This window comes from Allobosea sp. TBD101 (genome assembly GCF_059817965.1).
In genome coordinates this window covers 328,486-345,970 of sequence record NZ_CM187543.1, presented here as the reverse complement: position 1 = coordinate 345,970, position 17,485 = coordinate 328,486, and the positions used below count along the sequence as shown (strand labels likewise).

The following is a 17,485-nucleotide window of genomic DNA, read 5'->3' as shown; positions in this document are numbered from 1 at the left end:
CGGTTGCAGATCGCTCTCCCAGTCGTGGGTTCCGGGTTCGCGCCTGCGGCGCGCCCCGGAATGACAAAGGTAGTGCACACGCTGCCTAAAGCAGGATCACCTTGTTCGAGAGCTCGTCGACATCGCCGGGCACGGGCGGCACATGCTGTCCCAGCACCGTCCCGACGGAACCCACGGCGGCGATCAGCCCTTCGGTCAGGCGATCCTCCCGCGCGGCAGCCAGCAGCGGCTCGATGATGCCGCGCCAGGTATCCTTCTCGACCAGCCCGTCGATGCCGGTATCGGCCAGGATCTCGGCATAGCGCTCCTGCAGGGCGATATAGAGCAGCACGCCGGTGCGCCCCTTCGTCCGGGTCAGGCCACGCGCCGTGAACTCGCGCAACGCCACATCATGCGCGCGCCGGCGCTTGACGAAACCGGGCACGAAGCGCCCACCCCGGCCGTACCAGAGCAGGCTCGCCAGCAAGCCAGCGGCGCAGATCAACTGGATCAGGAAGATGCGCTGCGCGCTCATCACCGTCAGCCACAGCAGCGGCCACGGCACGAACAGCGCGAGCGTCAGCGCCATCATCGCCGGGACATTGCGATAGCTCGACGCGGCCCGGTCGATCACCACGACGATCTCGCCTGCGGTCAGACTTTCGGCCCGGCGCACAGCCTCCGCGATCGCATCCCTGTCGGCTGAATCCATCACCAGTCTCCCGAAGCCCCCCCGCCGCCGGACGAACCGCCGCCACCTGAAAATCCGCCGCCGCCCGAGCTCCAGCCGCCTCCGCCGCCGCTCCAGCCCGAGCTGGAACCCGAGCCCGTGCTCCAGCCCGTGCTCTGCGGCAGCGTCACCCATTGCCCGTTGCGCAGGCGATGCCGGCGCGCGCCGCCCTGCTGGCTCAAGCCCCGCAGGAACGCGACGATGAACAGGAAGATGAAGATCATCGCGATGATCACCGCGATGTCCTCGCCCAGCGTGCTCTCGTCCGAGCGCACCTCGGCCCTGCGCTGCCATTCCTCGGCATCCCCCGCGAGAATGGTCAGTATCGCGTCGACGCCGCCCTCGATCCCCCCGGCGAAATCGCCGGTCTTGAACTTGGGCGCGATCGCCGTAGTGATGATTACCTTGGAGAGCGCGTCGGTCAGCGCCCCTTCCAGGCCGTAGCCGACCTCGATGCGGACCTTGCGCTCCTTCGGCGCGACAATCAGCAGCGCGCCGTTGTTCTTCGCCTTTTCGCCGAGCTTCCAGTGCCGGAAGAGCCCGTTGGCGAAATCCTCGATCGTGACGTCCTGCAGCGAGGGCACCGTCGCGACGACCACCTGGTCGGAGGTCTTGTCCTCATGCGCCTTGAGCTTGTCCTCAAGCCGCTGCCGGACATCCGGCGCGAGCAGATTGGCGCCATCGACCACACGGCCCGTCAGTGCGGGATAGCGCGGCTCGGCGACGAGCGCGAAGCTGCCCCAGACCAGCAGAAGCAGCGACAGCACAGCCCGCCAGAGCGTCATTCCCGGGCGCAGCGAAGCGCAGACCCGAGAAGCTCTGGCAGTGGATGCCCGGGTCGGGCCCGGACATGACGCGCGAACCGCTGTCACCGGTTTCTGCCGTCGACCTCAGAACTTCACCGCCGGCGGCCGGTCCGCTCCGGCGGTCGCCGCGAACGTCTCCATCGGCTTGGCGCCCCAGAACAGCTTCGCCCAGATCACACCCGGGAAGGTGCGAATCTCGGTGTTGAAGGCCTGCACCGCCTGGATGTAGTCGCGCCGGGCCACCGCGACCCGGTTCTCGGTGCCTTCGAGCTGCGACTGCAGGGCGAGGAAGTTCTGGTTGGACTTCAGCTCCGGATAGCGCTCGACCGTGACGAGCAGCCGCCCGAGCGCGCCGGTGAGCTGGTTCTGCGCGTCCTGGAATTCCTTGAACTTCGCGGGGTCGTTGATGGTCGAGGCGTCGACCTTGACCTGGCTCGCCTTGGCGCGGGCCTCGACCACCGCGGTCAGGACCTCGCGCTCCTGCGCGGCATAGCCCTTCACCGTCTCCACCAGATTCGGGATCAGGTCGGCGCGGCGCTGATACTGGTTCTGCACCTCGGACCAGGCGGCTTTCGCCTTTTCCTCCAGCGTCGGCACGTTGTTGTAGCCGCAGCCGGCCAGCACGACGCCGAGCATGCCGAGAATGAGCCAGGTGAGCGGCCGGCGAAGATGAGTCGAAAACGACATGCCGAAAACCCCTTTTGGCAACGTCAGAACTAGCGATTCGGACCTTACTCGCCAGCGCCCGCCCATCCAAGCTGTCACGCTGCGACGAATGGCCTATCGTGCGATTCTCACTGGAGCTTCGCCCATGCGCCTGTCTCTCTTTCTCTCTCTGTCATCCGCCCTGCTGGCCGCGCAGATCGCCGTCGCCCAGCCACAAGCGCCCGCCCCCGAGGCTGCGACCGGGCGCGCCACCAAGACCCTGGGAACGGCCCAACGCTTCATAGCCGCCGCCGCCAATCCGCTGGCCGCGACGGCCGGGCGCGAGATCCTGCGCGCCGGCGGCAGCGCCACCGACGCCGCCATCGCCATCCAACTCGTCCTGAACCTCGTCGAGCCGCAGAGTTCCGGCATCGGCGGCGGCGCCTTCTTCGTCCATTGGGACGAGGCCGGCCGCAAGGTCACGACGCTGGACGGGCGCGAGACCGCGCCCGCCGCCGCCAAGCCCGACCGCTTCATGAGGGACGGCAAGCCGATGCCGTTCCGCGAGGCCGTGGTCGGCGGCCGCTCCGTCGGCGTGCCCGGAACGCTGAAGCTGCTGGAAGAGGCGCATCGCCGCTGGGGCAAGCTGCCCTGGGCCGATGTCGTCGCGCCCGCGGTAAAACTGGCGGAAGAAGGCTTCGCGATCTCGCCGCGCCTCAACGGCCTGCTGGCCGATGAAAAGGACCTCCCGAAGAACGCCCTGGCTGCTGCCTATTTCTACGAGCCGGACGGCAAGCCCAAGACCGTCGGCACCATCCTGAAGAACCCGGCCTTCACCGCGACGCTGCGCGCCGTGGCCGTACAGGGCTCGGAAGCCTTCTACAAAGGACAGATCGCCGAGGACATCGTCGCGACGGTGACCGGCCACCCGACCAATCCCGGCGACATCACGCTGGCCGACCTCGCGGGCTACAAGGTCGAGGAACGCGACCCGGTCTGCGGCGCCTACCGCATCTGGCGCCTCTGCGGCATGGGCCCGCCGAGCTCGGGCGCCGTCGCGCTCCAGCAGATGCTCGGCATCCTCGAAGGCCAGGACCTGCGCCGCATCGGGCCGGGCGCCGATGCAGCCCACTGGTTCACGGAGGCAGGCCGGCTCGCCTTCGCCGATCGCGCGCTTTATCTCGCCGATCCCGCCTTCATCAGCGTGCCCGTGCGCGGCCTGATCGATCGCGACTATATCCGCTCGCGCGCCGGCCTTGTCAGTCCCGAGCGCTCGATGGGCCGCGCCAAGCCCGGCGATCCGCCGCATCGGCGCGCACAGCTCCTTGCCCCCTCCGACGGTATCGAGAACGGCACCAGCCATATTTCGGTGGTCGATGCGGACGGCAATGCCGTCGCCATGACCACGACGATCGAGGACGGTTTCGGCTCCCGGCTGATGACCAAGGGCGGTTTCCTGCTCAACAACGAGCTGACCGATTTCAACTTCGCACCCGAGGAGGACGGCAAGCCCGTCGCCAACCGCGTCGAGCCCGGCAAGCGCCCGCGTTCCTCGATGGCGCCGACGCTCGTCTTCGACGCTTTCGGCCGGCTCCATGCCGTGGTCGGCTCGCCCGGCGGCAGCCAGATCATCGGCTATGTCGCCAAGACGCTGGTTGCCCTGCTCGACTGGAAGATGGACCCGCAACAGGCCGTCGATTTCGGCAATTTCGGTAGCCGCAACGGCCCGACCGAGCTGGAGAAGGGCACCGAGGCCGAAGCCTGGAAAGCGGCTCTGGAGGCCAGAGGCCACGAGGTCCGCCTGCTGGAGATGACCTCGGGCACGCAGGCCATCGTCAAGACGCCGGAAGGCTTTCTGGGCGGCGCCGACGGCCGCCGCGAAGGCGTCGCGATCGGCGACTGAGCAGGATTACTGTTGCGCCGGGCGCTCGCCACCAGCGCCGCGCCCGGCGATCAGCCAGTAGACGAAGCCCGTCGCCGCGCCGACCAGGAAGAGCCCGGAGATGATCTGGATCTCGGCCGTGCTGGGCGCCCGCGACAGCCGGAGCATCGCGAGCGGCAGGAGCGCAGCCAGAAGCCCGGTGAAGCCGCTCTGGAGCAGGCCGCTGCGCAGACGGAAGAGTTCGGAGCCAACCGCGACCAGCACCACCGGCGCCACGATGATCGCCATGCCGAGCTTGCCGATCAGGGCAAAGGCCGCCTGAGCGGCCGGCGCCGGATCGATCCCGCTCTCGGCGAGCCCGAACAGGATATCGATCAACCGCTCGATACCGCCGCCGATCAGCATGGCCACGGCGGGCGAAGCAAAGCTCGCCGCTCCCAGGAAGAACACGCCCGCCCCGATCGCGACGAGGCAGGCGAACGGGATCAGCAGGAGCCAGCGCAGCAAGGCTTATTCCGCCGCCACAGCCGGAGCGTCGGCCTGCGCCTCGTCCAGCATGAGCCGGGCGCGGGCGGAGAGTTTTTCCGTCTCGCTCTTGAGCTGGCCGCAGGCGGCGAGGATGTCGCGCCCGCGCGGCGTGCGCACCGGCGAGGCATAGCCGGCGCGGAAGACGATCTCGGAGAAGCGCTCGATCCGGTCCCAATCCGAGCACTCGTACTTGGTGCCGGGCCACGGGTTGAACGGGATCAGGTTGATCTTGGCCGGGATGCCCTTGAGCAGGCGGACGAGCTCGCGCGCTTCGGCGTCGGAATCGTTCACGCCCTTCAGCATCACGTATTCGAAGGTGATGCGCTTGGCGTTCGACAGGCCCGGATAGTTCCGGCAGGCCTCGAGCAGGTCCTTGATCGGGTATTTCTTGTTGAGCGGCACCAGCTCGTTGCGCAGGTCGTCGCGCACCGCATGCAGCGAGATCGCCAGCATCGTGCCCATCTCCTCGCCGAGCGGGCCGATCTGCGGCACCACGCCCGAGGTCGAGACGGTGATGCGGCGGCGCCCGATCGACAGGCCCTGATCGTCCGTGATCACGGCGATCGCATCGCGCACGCCGTCGAAATTATAGAGCGGCTCGCCCATGCCCATGAAGACGATGTTCGAGACGAAGCGCCCGCCGTCGTTGGGAACGAAAGCGCCGTCCGGTGCCGCGCGATTCGGGAAATCGCCAAGCCGGTCGCGCGCCACCATCACCTGGGCGACGATCTCCTCGGTCTTGAGGTTGCGCACCAGGCGCTGCGTGCCGGTATGGCAGAAGGTGCAGGTCAGCGTGCAGCCGACCTGGCTGGAGACGCAGAGCGTGCCGCGATCGACCTCGGGGATATAGACGCATTCGATCTCGGCGCCGCGATCATGCGGACCGGTCGAGGGCATGCGCATCAGCCATTTGCGGGTGCCGTCGGTCGAGACCTGCTCGGCCGTGACGGCCGGCAGGTCGAGCGAGAAACGCTCGGCGAGCTGCCCGCGCAGCCCCTTGCCGATCGTCGTCATCGCGTCGAATTCGCGCACGCCGTAATGGTAGATCCAGTTCCAGAGCTGGCCGACGCGCATGCGCCGCTCCTTCTCGGGCACGCCGATCTCGGCCAGCGCCTCAAGCAAGCCAGCGCGGGTGCGCCCGACCAGCGAAGGGCGTCGCAAAACGGGTTCGGCCGCCGGAGCGGCGGTAGCGGGAACGGATGCGGTCATCGGAGCTCTGTCGTCGCCCATCGGGGAAGGCGCGGGATTTCGCGGCTCCCTAGCACAATTCGGGCAAAAGCGGAAATCCGCCCTCCACGCGGATCATCCCAGCCACGGCGAAACGGAAAGCCGGGATGACGGCGTGGAGCCTTTCAGCCTTACTTGCAGGCGTCCTCAGCCCGCTTCACGATCTGGCTGATGCCGGCGAGCGAGTACTTGTCGCTGGTCGGGTTGCCGCGCTTGGAGGTGCCCTTGATCTCCAGCCCGGAGCCACGGCGCAGCGAGTCGAGCATGCGCGGCTCCTCGGCCGGGTTCTTCAGCCACATGTTCTGGCCCTTGGCGACCAGCGCGAAACGCTCGTTGCCGACGATCGCCTGATGCTCGACCCCTTCCTTGAGGTCGAAATTCATCACGAAGCTGATCTCGTTGCGCACGCCCTCGCCCGGCCGGCTGGAGACGAAGAGCAGGCCTTCGACATCCTTGAGATTGGCGGGGATGCGGGTCTCGGCCTTGGACAGAGCGTAGCAGACCTTGGAACGACCCTGCTGCGACGAGAAGGCCTGCCATTTTCCGGCCGTCTCCAGCAGCATGGCCTGGCCCTGGCCAGGACTGGCGGCAGCGGCGGCGGCCGGAGCGGGCTTGGCGCGCTGCTGGGCGGCTGCGCCTGTCGGCAGCAACAAAACAGCAATGCCGCCCGCCGCGAGGGTGGCAGCAAGAGCGGAACGGGGGGCAGCGGCGCGGGAGGTGCGGAGGAACGAGTTGATCATGGACCGCCATCAGTCACTAAAAAACTTAATACCGCGTTTACCACCTGTTGATCAGGCGATCGCGCGGGAACGGCGGAATAGAGTGTCACGATCCTGGCGAAAATACGAATGATGACGGGGCGGTTCCGTGCCGCCTCCGGCCATGCCAGAATCGGGCGCGATGAGGACGAAGGCGGATCGACGATGAAGGCCCTGCTCTGCGACCATTACGGCCCGGCCGAGGAGCTGGCGATCCGCGACCTGCCCGATCCGGAGCCCGGCCCCGGCGAGGTCGTGATCGCAGTGAAGGCCGCCGCCCTCAACTTCTTCGACACATTGATCATTCAGGGCCGCTACCAGACGAAACCCGCATTCCCGTTCTCACCCTCGGCCGAATGCGCCGGCACGATCAGCGCCGTCGGCGAGGGCGTGACCGGCTGGCAGGTGGGCGAACGCGTCGCGGCCTGGCTGGGTTACGGCGCAGCGCGCGAAAAGGTCGCGGTTTCCGCCGATCAGCTCATCCGCATTCCCGAGCGGCTCGACGATGCGCAGGCGGCCGGCCTCTTCGTGACCTACGGCACCGCGATGCATGGCTTGATCCAGCGCGCCGAACTGAAGGCCGGCGAGACGCTCGCCGTCCTCGGCGCCTCCGGCGGGGCGGGTCTGGCGGCGGTCGAGATCGGCGCGCTGCTCGACGCCCATGTCATCGCCTGCGCCTCCTCGGCCGACAAGCTCGCGCTCGCCCGCGAGCACGGCGCGCAGGAGGAGATCGATTATGGCCGCGACGACATTCGCGCCGAGCTGAAGAAGCTCACCGAAGGCCGCGGCGTCGACGTGCTCTACGACACGGTGGGCGGCGAATTGGCCGAGCCGGCCCTGCGCTCGATGGCCTGGGAGGGGCGCTATCTGGTGGTCGGCTTTGCCGGCGGCGAAATCCCGAAAATCCCGCTCAACCTCTTGTTGTTGAAGGGCTGCGACCTGCGCGGCGTGTTCTGGGGTCAGTTCGTCGCACGCGACCCGGCCGGCCACCGCCGCAACATGGAGCGCCTGCTGGACTGGGCGGCGGGCGGTCATATCCGCGCCCATGTCCATGCCACGATCCCGCTCGAACGCTGGACCGAGGCCTACGCGCTGATCGCCGACCGTAAGGCCAAGGGCAAGATCGTCCTGACGCTCTGACGATCGCGTTCCACGAAGACCTCGAAAAAACCCACCGCCGTCACCCCGGGCGACCGGAGGGAGACCCGGGATCCATGCCTGAACCTCTACCGTAGGCGCTGCGGCATGGACCCCGGATCGGCGCCGCTCACGCGGCTTGTCCGGGATGACCGCGTGTTTCCGGTGAAAGCGAACTAAAGCTCCGCCATCGCCTGCTTCGCCCGCTCGCGATGCTCGATCGTGATCGAGCCGGCAACGGCTGCGATCGCAGCCGCGATCACCGCCGCATCATCGGTGAAGCCGAGCAGCGGCATGATGTCCGGCAGCGCATCCACCGGCAGCACGAAATAGCCGAGCGCGGCGAGCAGCGTCAGCCGCACGCGTCGCGGCGTCGCCGGATCGCGGGCGCAGAACCACGCCGCCAGCAGATCCTCCGCGAACGGAATACGCTTCGCGACGCGCTTGAGCCGGGCCATGAAATCGGCGCCGAACTTCGCCTCGTCGCGCAGGCTCTTGCGGATCGCCTCCATCTCCTCGCGGCTGAAGCTTGCGCTGAACCCCTCGCTCATCCCTGTCTCTCTCCCAGGCGTTCGATAACGCCGATGATCGCGCAACCATAATCGGCGCGCCCTATCGAAAGATGGCCCCGGCGCAATCCTGCACAAGAGGCGGTTCCGAAAACCCGCTTGGAGCGGCGCGAAACGCCCTCTAAACCGGCTGTCACAACAAGATTGACGGGAAACGCGCCATGAAACTCGATTCCTCCCTCGCCGCCATCGTCACCGGCGGCGCCTCCGGCCTCGGCGAGGCGACCGCCCGCATGCTGGCCAGCCAGGGCGTCAAGGTCGCGCTGCTCGACCTCAATGCCGAGCGCGGCGAGGCCATCGCCAGGGAGATTGGCGGCGTCTTCGCCCTTTGCGACGTCACCAGCGAGGTTTCGGTCGACGAAGCCCTGGCCAAGGCCCGCGCCGCCCATGGCGTCGCCCGCATCATCGTCAATTGCGCCGGCATCGCGCCCGGCCGCCGCGTCGTCTCGAAGAAGCGCGACACCGGCGAGCTCGTCGCGCATGACCTCGCCACCTTCGAGAAGGCGGTCGCGATCAACCTGACCGGCACCTTCCGCGTCATCGCCAAATCGGCAGTCGCGCTCGCCGGGCTCGATCCGGTGACGGAGGATGGCGGCCGCGGCGTCATCATCTGCACGGCCTCGGTCGCGGCCGAGGACGGCCAGATCGGCCAGGCGGCCTATGGTGCCTCCAAAGCCGGCGTCGTCGGGCTGACCCTGCCGGTCGCCCGCGACCTCGCCGGGGTCGGCATCCGCATCGTCACGATCATGCCCGGCCTGTTCGAAACCCCGATGTTCGCCGGCCTGCCCGACGACGCCAAGGCCTCGCTCGCCGTCTCCGTGCCGCATCCCTCGCGCCTCGGCCGCCCGGCTGAATATGCGGCGCTCGCCCGCAGCATCATCGAGAACGACATGCTGAACGGCACCGCGATCCGCCTGGACGGCGCGATCCGGCTGGCGCCGAAATAGTACCGTCATTGCGAGCGTAGCGAAGCAATCCAGGGGCAGCAGAGCTCTACGTCCTCCTGGATTGCTTCGTCGCTACGCTCCTCGCAATGACGCCCTCAGACGATGCGATAGACCTCGCCGGCGCTGCGATCCCGGTAGAGGTCCACGCGCTCGCCGTTCCAGTGATAATCGAGATGCCGGCCCTGAACCGGGTGGCTGGCGCCGTCGGGGTAGAACAGCCCCGCGCATTCGCCGCCGGGGCAGCGCACGCTGGGATAGGCGATGCCGGCAGAGCCCAGCCCACGCAAGCCGATGCCGAGCGCCTGGCTCTCGGTGTAATCCGTGGGATCGAGCGCCGGGGCAGCTTCGACCCCGAGCGAACGGATATCGTGAAGCTCCGCGTCGACCTCCATTACGATCTCACGGAATTGCGAGGTCCAGCCCGGTGGCTGGGCCGTCGCCCGCATGAAGCGGGCGTGGTGATGGATCGTCTCCAGCAGCGCCACTTCGAAGCTGTCCCCCACATAGAGCACGCCAAAACTGCCATCGCTGAAGCGGCTCGGCCGGTCCGGGCTGACATGGGTGAAGGGCGCCATGAGCCAGCTCGCGCCCGGCCCCGAAACGCGTCGCTCCGCCGGCACAAGATCGAGATTGCCGATCGTCTCCATCAGGCGTGGATTGGTCTTCTGCTCGGCCGCGATCAGGAGCGGCCAGTCGGCGGGATCGGCGATATCCTCGAACAGGTCGATCGGCGGGAAGATGCTGCGGATGATCCGGACCGCACCCCGCCATTCGATCTCCGCGACCGGCAGAATAGCCGGATCGATCACCAGGCGCCCCGTTCGGCATCGAGCAGACGGCGCACCCGCATCAGATCGGTGAGTTCGCCGCCGAGCATGACATCCAGCGCCGACTTGCCACCGAAATCAGCATTGGCCCGCTTGATCCAGTCATAGCCGCGCTGCGGCTCGGTGAAGATCAATCGCAGCGCCTTGTGAATGCCCATCAGGTTCGACAGGCGAGCCTTGCCGTCGCGCGAGATGCGGCCGATCTCGCCGGCCTTCCAGCGCCGATAGCTCCTGACCGGCAGGTCGATCAGAACAGCCGCGTCCTCGTCGGTGATCCGCCAGAGCCGGAACAGGTTGACGGCGGCGCGGAACATCGCGGCGGCCTCGTCATCCGTGATCGGATCGGGGACGAAATCACGCTGGGCCGTCTCGATGCGCAGCAGGGCCGTCATGGCATCGCTCTCCATTTGGCATAAAGTGGAGACAATCCTACCAAATGGCAAGAGGCATCCAAAACACCGCCATCATCCCGGACAAGCCGCGTCAGCGGCGCCGATCCGGGATCCATGCCTGAGCCTCCATCGGAAACGCTCCGGAAAGAACCCGGGTCTGAGCTTCGCTCCGCCCGGGATGACAGCGTGGAGATTGCTGGACCTTACTCGTCCGTCTTCGCCGGCTTGATCTCGTGCTTCAGGATCAGGGGCGTCTGCGCCAGCGCGAAGGCCATGGTCAGCGGCATCACGCCCCAGACCTTGAAGGCGACCCAGAAATCCTGGGTCTGCGTGCGCCAGACCACCTCGTTGATGGCTGCCAGCACGAAGAAGAACAGCCCCCAGCGGAAGGTCAGCTTGCGCCAGCCTTCCTCGTCGAGCTGCAGCACCGTCTCCAGCACCAGCGAGAGCAGCGCGCGGCCGAAGAGCAGCCCGCCGAGCAGCACCGAGCCGAACAGCGCGTTCACGATGGTCGGCTTGACCTTGATGAAGAAGGCATCGTCCAGCGCCAGCGTCAGCCCGCCGAAGACGGTGACGACGATCGCGTTCACGATCGCCATGCGCGGCAGATAGCCCATCAGCGCGCGCGACAAGGCCAGCGCGATCAGCGATGCCGCGATGAAGATGCCGGTCGCGACGAAGATGCGCCGGTCCTCGGCCACGCCGAACAACCGGTCGCCATAGGAATTGGCGAAGAAGAAGATCGCCAGCGGCCCGAATTCCAGCGCGAGCTTGAGCAGCGGATTGACCGCCTTGCCCTTCTCAGCTGCGCCCGCCGGTTGCTGCATCGTCTCGCTCACGCCGCCTCTCCCGAAGCTGATTCCATGCCCGCCACGGCCCGCGCGAAATCGCGCGCCGAGAACGGCTCCAGATCGTCGACGCTCTCGCCGACGCCGATGAAATGCACGGGCAGGCCGAACTGCGCCGCCAGCGCCACCAGGATGCCGCCGCGCGCGGTGCCATCGAGCTTGGTCATGACCAGCCCGGTCACGCCCGCCGTCTCGCGGAAGGCCTCGACCTGCGAAATCGCATTCTGGCCGACGGTGGCGTCGAGCACGAGCAGGGCCGCATGCGGCGCGCTCGGATCCTGCTTGCGGATGACACGCACAACCTTGGCAAGCTCGTCCATCAGTCCCTGCTTGTTCTGCAACCGACCGGCCGTGTCGATCAGCAGCACGTCGGTATTGTTCGCCTTGGCCTTCTGCAGCGCCTCGAAGGCGAGGCCCGCCGCATCGGCGCCCTGCTGGCCATAGACAACCTCGGCCCCGGTGCGCTCACCCCAGACCCGCAACTGCTCGATCGCCGCGGCGCGGAAGGTATCGCCGGCCGCGAGCATCACGGATTTGCCCTCGCTGCGGAATTTCGCGGCGAGCTTGCCGATCGTCGTGGTCTTGCCGGAGCCATTGACCCCGACCATCAGCAGCACGAAGGGCTTTTTCGTGGCGTCGATCGCCAGCGGCTGCGCGACCGGCAGGAGGATCGTCTCGACCTCGCGCGCCAGGATCGCCTTCACCTCGGCCGGCTCGATCTGCTTGTCGTAGCGCCCGTCACCGACCGCTTTCGCGATCCTGGCGGAGGTCGCGAGGCCGAGATCGGCCTGGATCAGGATGTCTTCGAGATCCTCCAGCGTGCCGGCATCGAGCTTGCGCTTGGTGAAGAGGTCGGTGATCCCCGTCGTCAGCGCCGAGGAGGTCCGCGACAGCCCCTCTGTCAGCCGCCGCCACCAGCTCCGCTTCGGTTGCGGCGCAGGGACGGGGGCAGGTTCGGCGGCCACAACGGGCTCGGGCTGCGGAACGATGGCGACGACTGGTTCCGGCTCCGGCTCGACCGGAGGCGCAACCTCTTCAACCGAAACAGGAGGCGCGACGGGCTCAGGGGTCGGCGCCTCGACGATAACCGCTTCCGTCTCGACAGCCGTCGCAGGAGAGATCTCTTCAACGTCCGACTTCGGCTCCTCGACAGGTTCGACGGTCGGTTCGGTCACCGCCTCCGGGGCGGGAGCCGGCTTGGCCGGTTCCTCGTCGCGTCCGAACAGCCTCGAAAAGAAGCCGCGTTTCTTCGGTTCGGTCTCGCTCATCGTCGTCCTGTCTTCGGTTCGGCGGGCATATCGGGTTGCGCCGCCGGGCCGGCTTCGCTAGCGCAATGCCATGGCAGCGCCGGACCGACCAGAAAATTCGCAATCCCACGGGCAGATCAACGACGAGCTGCCGGTGCCGCTGCTCTATCGCGACGCCATGATGCTCGTCATCGACAAGCCCGCCGGATTGCCGTCGCATCGGGGGCCGCAGGCCAAGCGCCGGATCATCCCGGTCCTGACCGATTATCTCGACGCGCTCCGCTTCGGCCTGCCGCGCAAGCCGGAAGCAGCCCACCGCCTCGACAAGGACACGTCAGGTTGCCTCGTGCTCGGCCGGCATCCCCGCGCCATGGCCGAGCTCAACCAGATGTTTCGCGACGGGCGCATCGGCAAGACCTATTGGGCGATCGTGCAAGGTAATCCTGCGCAGGACGAGGGGCTGATCGACTTGCCCTTGGCCAAGCGCTCGCCCGAGCGCGGCTGGTGGATGAAGGTCGATCCTGCCGGCCTGCCCTCCCAGACCCGCTACCGCGTGCTGGGCCGGGGCGAGAGCGAGCACGGCCCGCTCGCCTGGCTCGCGCTGGAGCCGTTGACGGGTCGCACCCACCAGTTGCGCGTCCATTGCCAGGCTTCGGGCTGGCCGATGCTCGGCGACGAGATCTATGGCGATGCCCCGCGCGAGGGCGGGCCGGGCCTCCAGTTGCACGCCCGGTCGATCGCGATCCCGCTCTACAAGAAGCGCGATCCGATCGTCGTCGAGGCGCCGCCACCGCCGCATATGCTGGCGGCGCTCGGCGCCTGCGGCTGGAACAGGGTTTAGAACGCGTCAACGCGGCGTCTGCGACATACTGGCGGCGATCAACCCTTCGCTAATCCGGGGCTGCTATGCCACGGCTGCAACATCTCTCGTCATGCAGCCATGACCGATAGCGCCGTCGCCGAACCGCAGCTCCTGACCCTGCCCGAAGCCCGCGCCCACTGCGCGGATGGCGCAGCGCCGCCGCTGGCCGTGCTCGTCGGCTGGGTCGAGACCTATCTGATGAGCGCCCATGCCGATCTCGGTCGCTCCGGCGCCGTCTGTCCCTTCACCCGCCAGGCCGCGAAGCTCGATACGGTCCGTCTCGGCATCTCCACGGCGACCGCTGCAGATGCGGAGGCGGCCTTTGCAGCCGTCAGCCGGAGCTTCGCCGAGCTCGATGCGATTCCCGCCCCGCCGGCCATGCAGCATTTCCGCACCGTGATCATCGGCTTTCCCGGCTGCGCCGATCCGGCCGGCACGACGATGCTGCAACGCGTTCAGAAGCGCTTGAAATTCGCATCGCTCCGCCGCTTCCGCATGATCGGGCTGATGCACCCGGACTCGGAGGCGCCCGGCCTGTGGAACCCGCAGTTCCGCCCCTTGCGCACACCCTTCCCGGTCGTCGCCGTCCGCCACATGGTCGAGCATGACGCGCCCTTCGCCGCGCGCCACCCGCTCCTGATGCTGCCTTATCTCGCCCGCTTCCGCATGGCCGGCGCCAGGCGCTTGATTCAGCATCTGCGCGCGGGTCCATGAACGCATCCCTGCCTTTGCCGGCCCGGCGGGACAGTGCCGTGACGCTCGATCTTGTCGAGGATGTGGCTGGCTTCCTGGAGCTGCGCCGCGACTGGGAGGCCCTCTTCGAACGCTCCGCCACCCCCGCGCAGCTCTTCCAGAGCCATGTCTTCCTGCGCCATTGGGCGACGCATTACCTGCCCCCCGACACCCGGCTCAGCATCGTCATAGCGCGCCAAGGCGGTGAACTGGCGATGATCTGGCCGCTCGTCCGCCAGCGGCGTTACGGTCTCGATACCCTCCGCTTCATGGGCGTCCCAGTCGCCCAGTTCGGCGACGTGCTCGTTGGCGATGGTCAGGAATCGTTGCTGGAGGCAGGCTGGGCATTCATTCAAAGCCGAGGCGCCGATCTCTTCGAGGCCCGCAAGCTGCGGGCCGATTCCCGCCTCGCCCTGAGCGGCCTGCTCGACGGCGCCGTACAGGGTGATCGGCAGGAAGCGCCCTTCGCGGATCTCGGCCGCCGTGTCGGCGAAACCGGGCCGAGCCTGGCCTACCCCGCACGCGAACGCTCGAACCATCGCCGTCGCCTGCGTCGCCTGGAGGAATACGGCCCAGTCGCCCACGCCATGCCGGCGCCCGGCCCGGAGGCGGCACGGCTCGCCGCCGCCGCCATCGCGATGAAGCGCATGACGCTCGCCCGGCGCGGCATCGTCGCGCCGGTCATCAACGATCCCCGCTTCGCCGCCTTCTTCACCGATCTGGCCGCCGACGCCTCCGGCGAGGCTTCACTGCGAATCGCAGCGCTATCGATCAACGATGCCCCGATCGGCATCGACCTGTCCTTTGACTGCAAGGGCCACAGCTTCGCCCATGTCCTCGCGACGGACTCCGAGCACGAACAGGCCGGCATCGGGAAGATCCTGATCCACCACAGCTTCGCCAGTGCCCGCGCCCGCGGCAGCGCGGTCTTCGACCTGCTGGCACCGGCCGAGCCTTACAAGCTGGAACATGCCGATGGCAGCGTCGCGGTCAGCGACCGCCTCCGGCCGCTGTCGCTGAAGGGGCGGCTCGCCTGTCATCTCGGCATCCAGCATTGGCGGCCGATGCTGAAAACCCTGGTGAAACGCCTGCCGGCGGGCCTCTCGCGTCAGGTCATGCCGGCGCCGCGGCAAGGCCCGTAGCCCGGAGCGATGGTTTCGACTCAATCCGAAATCGCGTCGATGGCGCGTGCCAGCTTGACGTCGAGCTCGGTCAACCCGCCCGCATCATGGGTCGCAAGCGTGACGTCCACGGTACGGTAGACATTCGACCATTCCGGATGGTGGTTCATCGCCTCCGCGAGCAAGGCGACGCGCGTCATCCAGCCGAAGGCTTCACTGAAATCGCGGAAGACGAAGCGCTTGGCGATGGCCTCGCGCCCCGGCGCCAGCTTCCAGCCGGTCAGCGTCGCCAGCGCTTCGGCCTGCGCTTCCGGGGACAGCCGCTTCGGCCGGGTCATCGCCGCATCTCCCGTGACAGGCGATTCGGGTAGGCGGGGCCGAGCGGATAGGCCGCCTCCAGCACATAAGGTCCGCCGCCGATCGAATCGCGCGAGGACATCAGCGCCACCCGGCGCGCGGTGAAGGTGAAGGGGCGGACGATCGGGTGCAGGCTGAGGAACTGCGCGAGTTCGACGGGGGTCGTGTCGCGCAAGCGCGCCAGCGTGACATGCGGCACGAATTTGCGTGCTTCAGCCGGCAGGCCGAGGCGGCGCATCTGCCGTTCGAGATCGCCCTGCAGATCGGTCAGCGCCTTGCCCGGCTGCGCCCGCGCGAAGACCGCACGCGGCTTGTCGCCGCCGAAGCTGCCGAGCGCATCGAGTGTGATTTCGAACGGGTAGGCCGTGAGATCGGAGAGCATATGGTCGACATCGTTCGCCATGCGGCGGTCGACATCGCCGAGGAAGCGCAGGGTGATGTGGTAGTCGGCCGGCTCGATCCAGCGCGCACCCGACAATCCGCCGCGATGCAATGTCAGCCCGGTCGCGACCTCGGCGGGAATTTCCAGAGCGATGAACAGCCTCGGCATGAGCGAATCCCTGCCAAGCGATTGTGACTCTGGCGAGACGGTAGAGCAGGAAGCCGGCGGAGGGGAGTTGTTTTTGTACGTTGGCTTCACCCCCGCGCCGTCATCCCGGACAAGCCGCCATAGCGGCGCCGATCCGGGATCCATGCCGGAGCTTCCCCATAAGGGTTCAGGCATGGATCCCGGGTCTCCCTCCGGTCGCCCGGGATGACCCGCGTTTGGGTGAGAAATCAGAACTTACGGGCAGGGATTGCCCGCGAGCTGATGAATCGCGTCGATTTGCGCCTCAACCTCCGGCGAAAGCTTCACGCCGATCGAGGCGATATCGGTCCTGAGCTGCTCCATCGAGGTTGCGCCGATGATGTTGGCGGTGACGAAGGAGCGGCTGTTCACGAAGGCGAGCGCCATCTGCGCCGGATCGAGCCCTGATTCGCGGGCGAGCGCGATATAACGCTTGATCGCGTCCTCGGCTCCGGCCGTCTGATAGCGCTGGCCCCGGTCGAACAGCGTCGTGCGTGCCCCGGCCGGGCGGGCACCATCGAGATATTTGCCGGTCAGATAGCCCTGCGCCAGCGGCGAATAGGCGAGCAGGCCGACATCCTCGTGCAGCGCGACCTCGGCGAGCGCCGTCTCGAAGGTGCGGTTGAGCAGATTGTAGGCGTTCTGGATCGACTGCACCCGCGGCGTGCCGCGCGCTTCCGAATCGGTCACGAAGCGCATCGTCCCCCAGGCGCTCTCGTTGGAGAGGCCGAGATGGCGGATCTTGCCGGCCTTGATCACCTCCGCGAAAGCGTCGAGCTGCTCGGCGATCGGGGTCTCGTCAGCCGCAGGCGCAAAGGCGTCCTTGGCGAAGCGCGTCGGATTCGAACCCCAGGGCATCGGCCGCTCGGGGAAATGCAGCTGGTAGAGGTCGATGTAATCCGTCTGCAGCCGTTGCAGGCTCTTGTCGACGGCCTCGAAGATCTGCTTGCGCGTCACCCGCGTCGGGCTCTTGTCGTCGCGGAACCAGGTATTGCCGCCGCGCCCGCAGACCTTCGACGCCAGGATGACCTTGTCGCGATTCTTCCGCGCCTTGAACCAGCTGCCGATGATCCGCTCGGTCGAGCCTTGCGTCTCCGGCCTCGGCGGAATCGCGTAGAGCTCGGCCGTGTCGAAGAAATTGACGCCCTGCTCGATGGCGTAATCCATCTGGGCATGGCCTTCGGCCTCGGTGTTCTGCTCTCCCCAGGTCATGGTCCCCAGGCAGATCACCGAGACCTTGAGATCGGTACGTCCAAGGCGGCGGTATTCCATGGCGAAGCAACTCCGGAAGCGGGGGGGCCGGCAGGCGGCAATACGGGAATC

The 17,485-nt window shown here is 67.5% G+C and carries 20 protein-coding genes; 6 read left to right on the top strand and 14 right to left on the bottom strand.

The genetic code is table 11. The features are described 5' to 3' along the window. Positions 1-85: 85 nt before the first annotated feature. From AC6RIC_RS01715 to AC6RIC_RS01705, 3 genes are all read right to left on the bottom strand, one after another. Complete coding sequence (locus tag AC6RIC_RS01715; RefSeq protein WP_499734859.1) at positions 86-691, bottom strand: TPM domain-containing protein; 606 nt, start codon at positions 689-691, stop codon at positions 86-88. Then, a complete protein-coding gene (locus AC6RIC_RS01710; RefSeq protein ID WP_499734858.1) occupies positions 691-1,494 on the bottom strand; it encodes a TPM domain-containing protein in 804 nt (267 codons plus the stop codon). Before AC6RIC_RS01710 ends, AC6RIC_RS01715 begins: the two co-directional genes overlap by 1 nt. A 105-nt stretch (positions 1,495-1,599) precedes the next feature. Then, positions 1,600-2,202 (bottom strand): LemA family protein, encoded by a 603-nt coding sequence (locus AC6RIC_RS01705; RefSeq protein WP_499734857.1) that lies wholly within the window; start codon positions 2,200-2,202, stop codon positions 1,600-1,602. A gap of 124 nt (positions 2,203-2,326) precedes the next feature. Between AC6RIC_RS01705 and ggt the strand changes: the two genes are divergently transcribed. Beyond that, complete coding sequence (gene ggt, locus AC6RIC_RS01700) at positions 2,327-4,063, top strand: gamma-glutamyltransferase (RefSeq protein ID WP_499734856.1); 1,737 nt, start codon at positions 2,327-2,329, stop codon at positions 4,061-4,063. A 6-nt stretch (positions 4,064-4,069) separates the two neighbouring features. On the opposite strand, the gene AC6RIC_RS01695 is transcribed toward ggt, so the two are convergent. The 3 genes from AC6RIC_RS01695 to AC6RIC_RS01685 form a co-directional block, all read right to left on the bottom strand. Continuing rightward, entirely contained in the window at positions 4,070-4,549 is a 480-nt protein-coding gene (locus AC6RIC_RS01695) for a hypothetical protein (RefSeq protein WP_499734855.1), read from the bottom strand. Between the two features lie 3 nt (positions 4,550-4,552). Beyond that, a complete protein-coding gene (gene rlmN, locus AC6RIC_RS01690; RefSeq protein ID WP_499734854.1) occupies positions 4,553-5,779 on the bottom strand; it encodes a dual-specificity RNA methyltransferase RlmN in 1,227 nt (408 codons plus the stop codon). Between the two features lie 149 nt (positions 5,780-5,928). After that, positions 5,929-6,537: an invasion associated locus B family protein gene (locus AC6RIC_RS01685; RefSeq protein WP_454654432.1), complete on the bottom strand. Its 609-nt coding sequence runs from the start codon at positions 6,535-6,537 to the stop codon at positions 5,929-5,931. Positions 6,538-6,720: 183 nt separating this feature from the next. Here AC6RIC_RS01685 and AC6RIC_RS01680 point away from each other — a divergent pair, with 183 nt between their 5' ends. Further along, entirely contained in the window at positions 6,721-7,695 is a 975-nt protein-coding gene (locus tag AC6RIC_RS01680) for an NADPH:quinone oxidoreductase family protein (RefSeq protein WP_499736537.1), read from the top strand. A 173-nt stretch (positions 7,696-7,868) separates the two neighbouring features. Here AC6RIC_RS01680 and AC6RIC_RS01675 read toward each other — a convergent pair whose 3' ends face one another. Further along, positions 7,869-8,204, bottom strand: a complete 336-nt coding sequence (locus tag AC6RIC_RS01675; RefSeq protein WP_454658914.1) for a YkvA family protein — start codon at positions 8,202-8,204, stop codon at positions 7,869-7,871. Positions 8,205-8,422: 218 nt separating this feature from the next. Between AC6RIC_RS01675 and AC6RIC_RS01670 the strand changes: the two genes are divergently transcribed. Then, positions 8,423-9,208: an SDR family NAD(P)-dependent oxidoreductase gene (locus AC6RIC_RS01670; RefSeq protein WP_499734853.1), complete on the top strand. Its 786-nt coding sequence runs from the start codon at positions 8,423-8,425 to the stop codon at positions 9,206-9,208. Between the two features lie 95 nt (positions 9,209-9,303). Here AC6RIC_RS01670 and AC6RIC_RS01665 read toward each other — a convergent pair whose 3' ends face one another. From AC6RIC_RS01665 to ftsY, 4 genes are all read right to left on the bottom strand, one after another. Continuing rightward, positions 9,304-10,017 (bottom strand): RES family NAD+ phosphorylase, encoded by a 714-nt coding sequence (locus AC6RIC_RS01665; protein WP_499734852.1) that lies wholly within the window; start codon positions 10,015-10,017, stop codon positions 9,304-9,306. Next, entirely contained in the window at positions 10,014-10,427 is a 414-nt protein-coding gene (locus AC6RIC_RS01660; protein ID WP_499734851.1) for an MbcA/ParS/Xre antitoxin family protein, read from the bottom strand. Before AC6RIC_RS01660 ends, AC6RIC_RS01665 begins: the two co-directional genes overlap by 4 nt. A 203-nt stretch (positions 10,428-10,630) precedes the next feature. Further along, positions 10,631-11,254 (bottom strand): septation protein A, encoded by a 624-nt coding sequence (locus AC6RIC_RS01655; protein WP_499736536.1) that lies wholly within the window; start codon positions 11,252-11,254, stop codon positions 10,631-10,633. 8 nt (positions 11,255-11,262) lie between these two features. Next, positions 11,263-12,543, bottom strand: coding sequence for a signal recognition particle-docking protein FtsY (gene ftsY, locus AC6RIC_RS01650; protein ID WP_499734850.1), 1,281 nt, complete (start codon positions 12,541-12,543; stop codon positions 11,263-11,265). 157 nt (positions 12,544-12,700) lie between these two features. Here ftsY and AC6RIC_RS01645 point away from each other — a divergent pair, with 157 nt between their 5' ends. From AC6RIC_RS01645 to AC6RIC_RS01635, 3 genes are all read left to right on the top strand, one after another. Continuing rightward, the gene (locus tag AC6RIC_RS01645) at positions 12,701-13,363 is read left to right on the top strand and encodes an RluA family pseudouridine synthase (protein ID WP_499736535.1); all 663 of its coding nucleotides are present in this window, start codon (positions 12,701-12,703) and stop codon (positions 13,361-13,363) included. Between the two features lie 99 nt (positions 13,364-13,462). Beyond that, positions 13,463-14,098, top strand: a complete 636-nt coding sequence (locus AC6RIC_RS01640; protein WP_499734849.1) for a DUF6875 domain-containing protein — start codon at positions 13,463-13,465, stop codon at positions 14,096-14,098. Positions 14,099-14,136: 38 nt separating this feature from the next. Further along, positions 14,137-15,258, top strand: coding sequence for a GNAT family N-acetyltransferase (locus AC6RIC_RS01635; RefSeq protein ID WP_499734848.1), 1,122 nt, complete (start codon positions 14,137-14,139; stop codon positions 15,256-15,258). A gap of 20 nt (positions 15,259-15,278) precedes the next feature. On the opposite strand, the gene AC6RIC_RS01630 is transcribed toward AC6RIC_RS01635, so the two are convergent. The 3 genes from AC6RIC_RS01630 to AC6RIC_RS01620 form a co-directional block, all read right to left on the bottom strand. Next, the gene (locus AC6RIC_RS01630; protein WP_499734847.1) at positions 15,279-15,575 is read right to left on the bottom strand and encodes a 4a-hydroxytetrahydrobiopterin dehydratase; all 297 of its coding nucleotides are present in this window, start codon (positions 15,573-15,575) and stop codon (positions 15,279-15,281) included. Next, the gene (gene thpR, locus AC6RIC_RS01625) at positions 15,572-16,144 is read right to left on the bottom strand and encodes an RNA 2',3'-cyclic phosphodiesterase (RefSeq protein ID WP_499734846.1); all 573 of its coding nucleotides are present in this window, start codon (positions 16,142-16,144) and stop codon (positions 15,572-15,574) included. The genes AC6RIC_RS01630 and thpR overlap by 4 nt, the downstream gene beginning before the upstream one ends. A gap of 234 nt (positions 16,145-16,378) precedes the next feature. Further along, positions 16,379-17,434: an aldo/keto reductase gene (locus tag AC6RIC_RS01620; RefSeq protein WP_499734845.1), complete on the bottom strand. Its 1,056-nt coding sequence runs from the start codon at positions 17,432-17,434 to the stop codon at positions 16,379-16,381. Positions 17,435-17,485 lie beyond the last annotated feature (51 nt).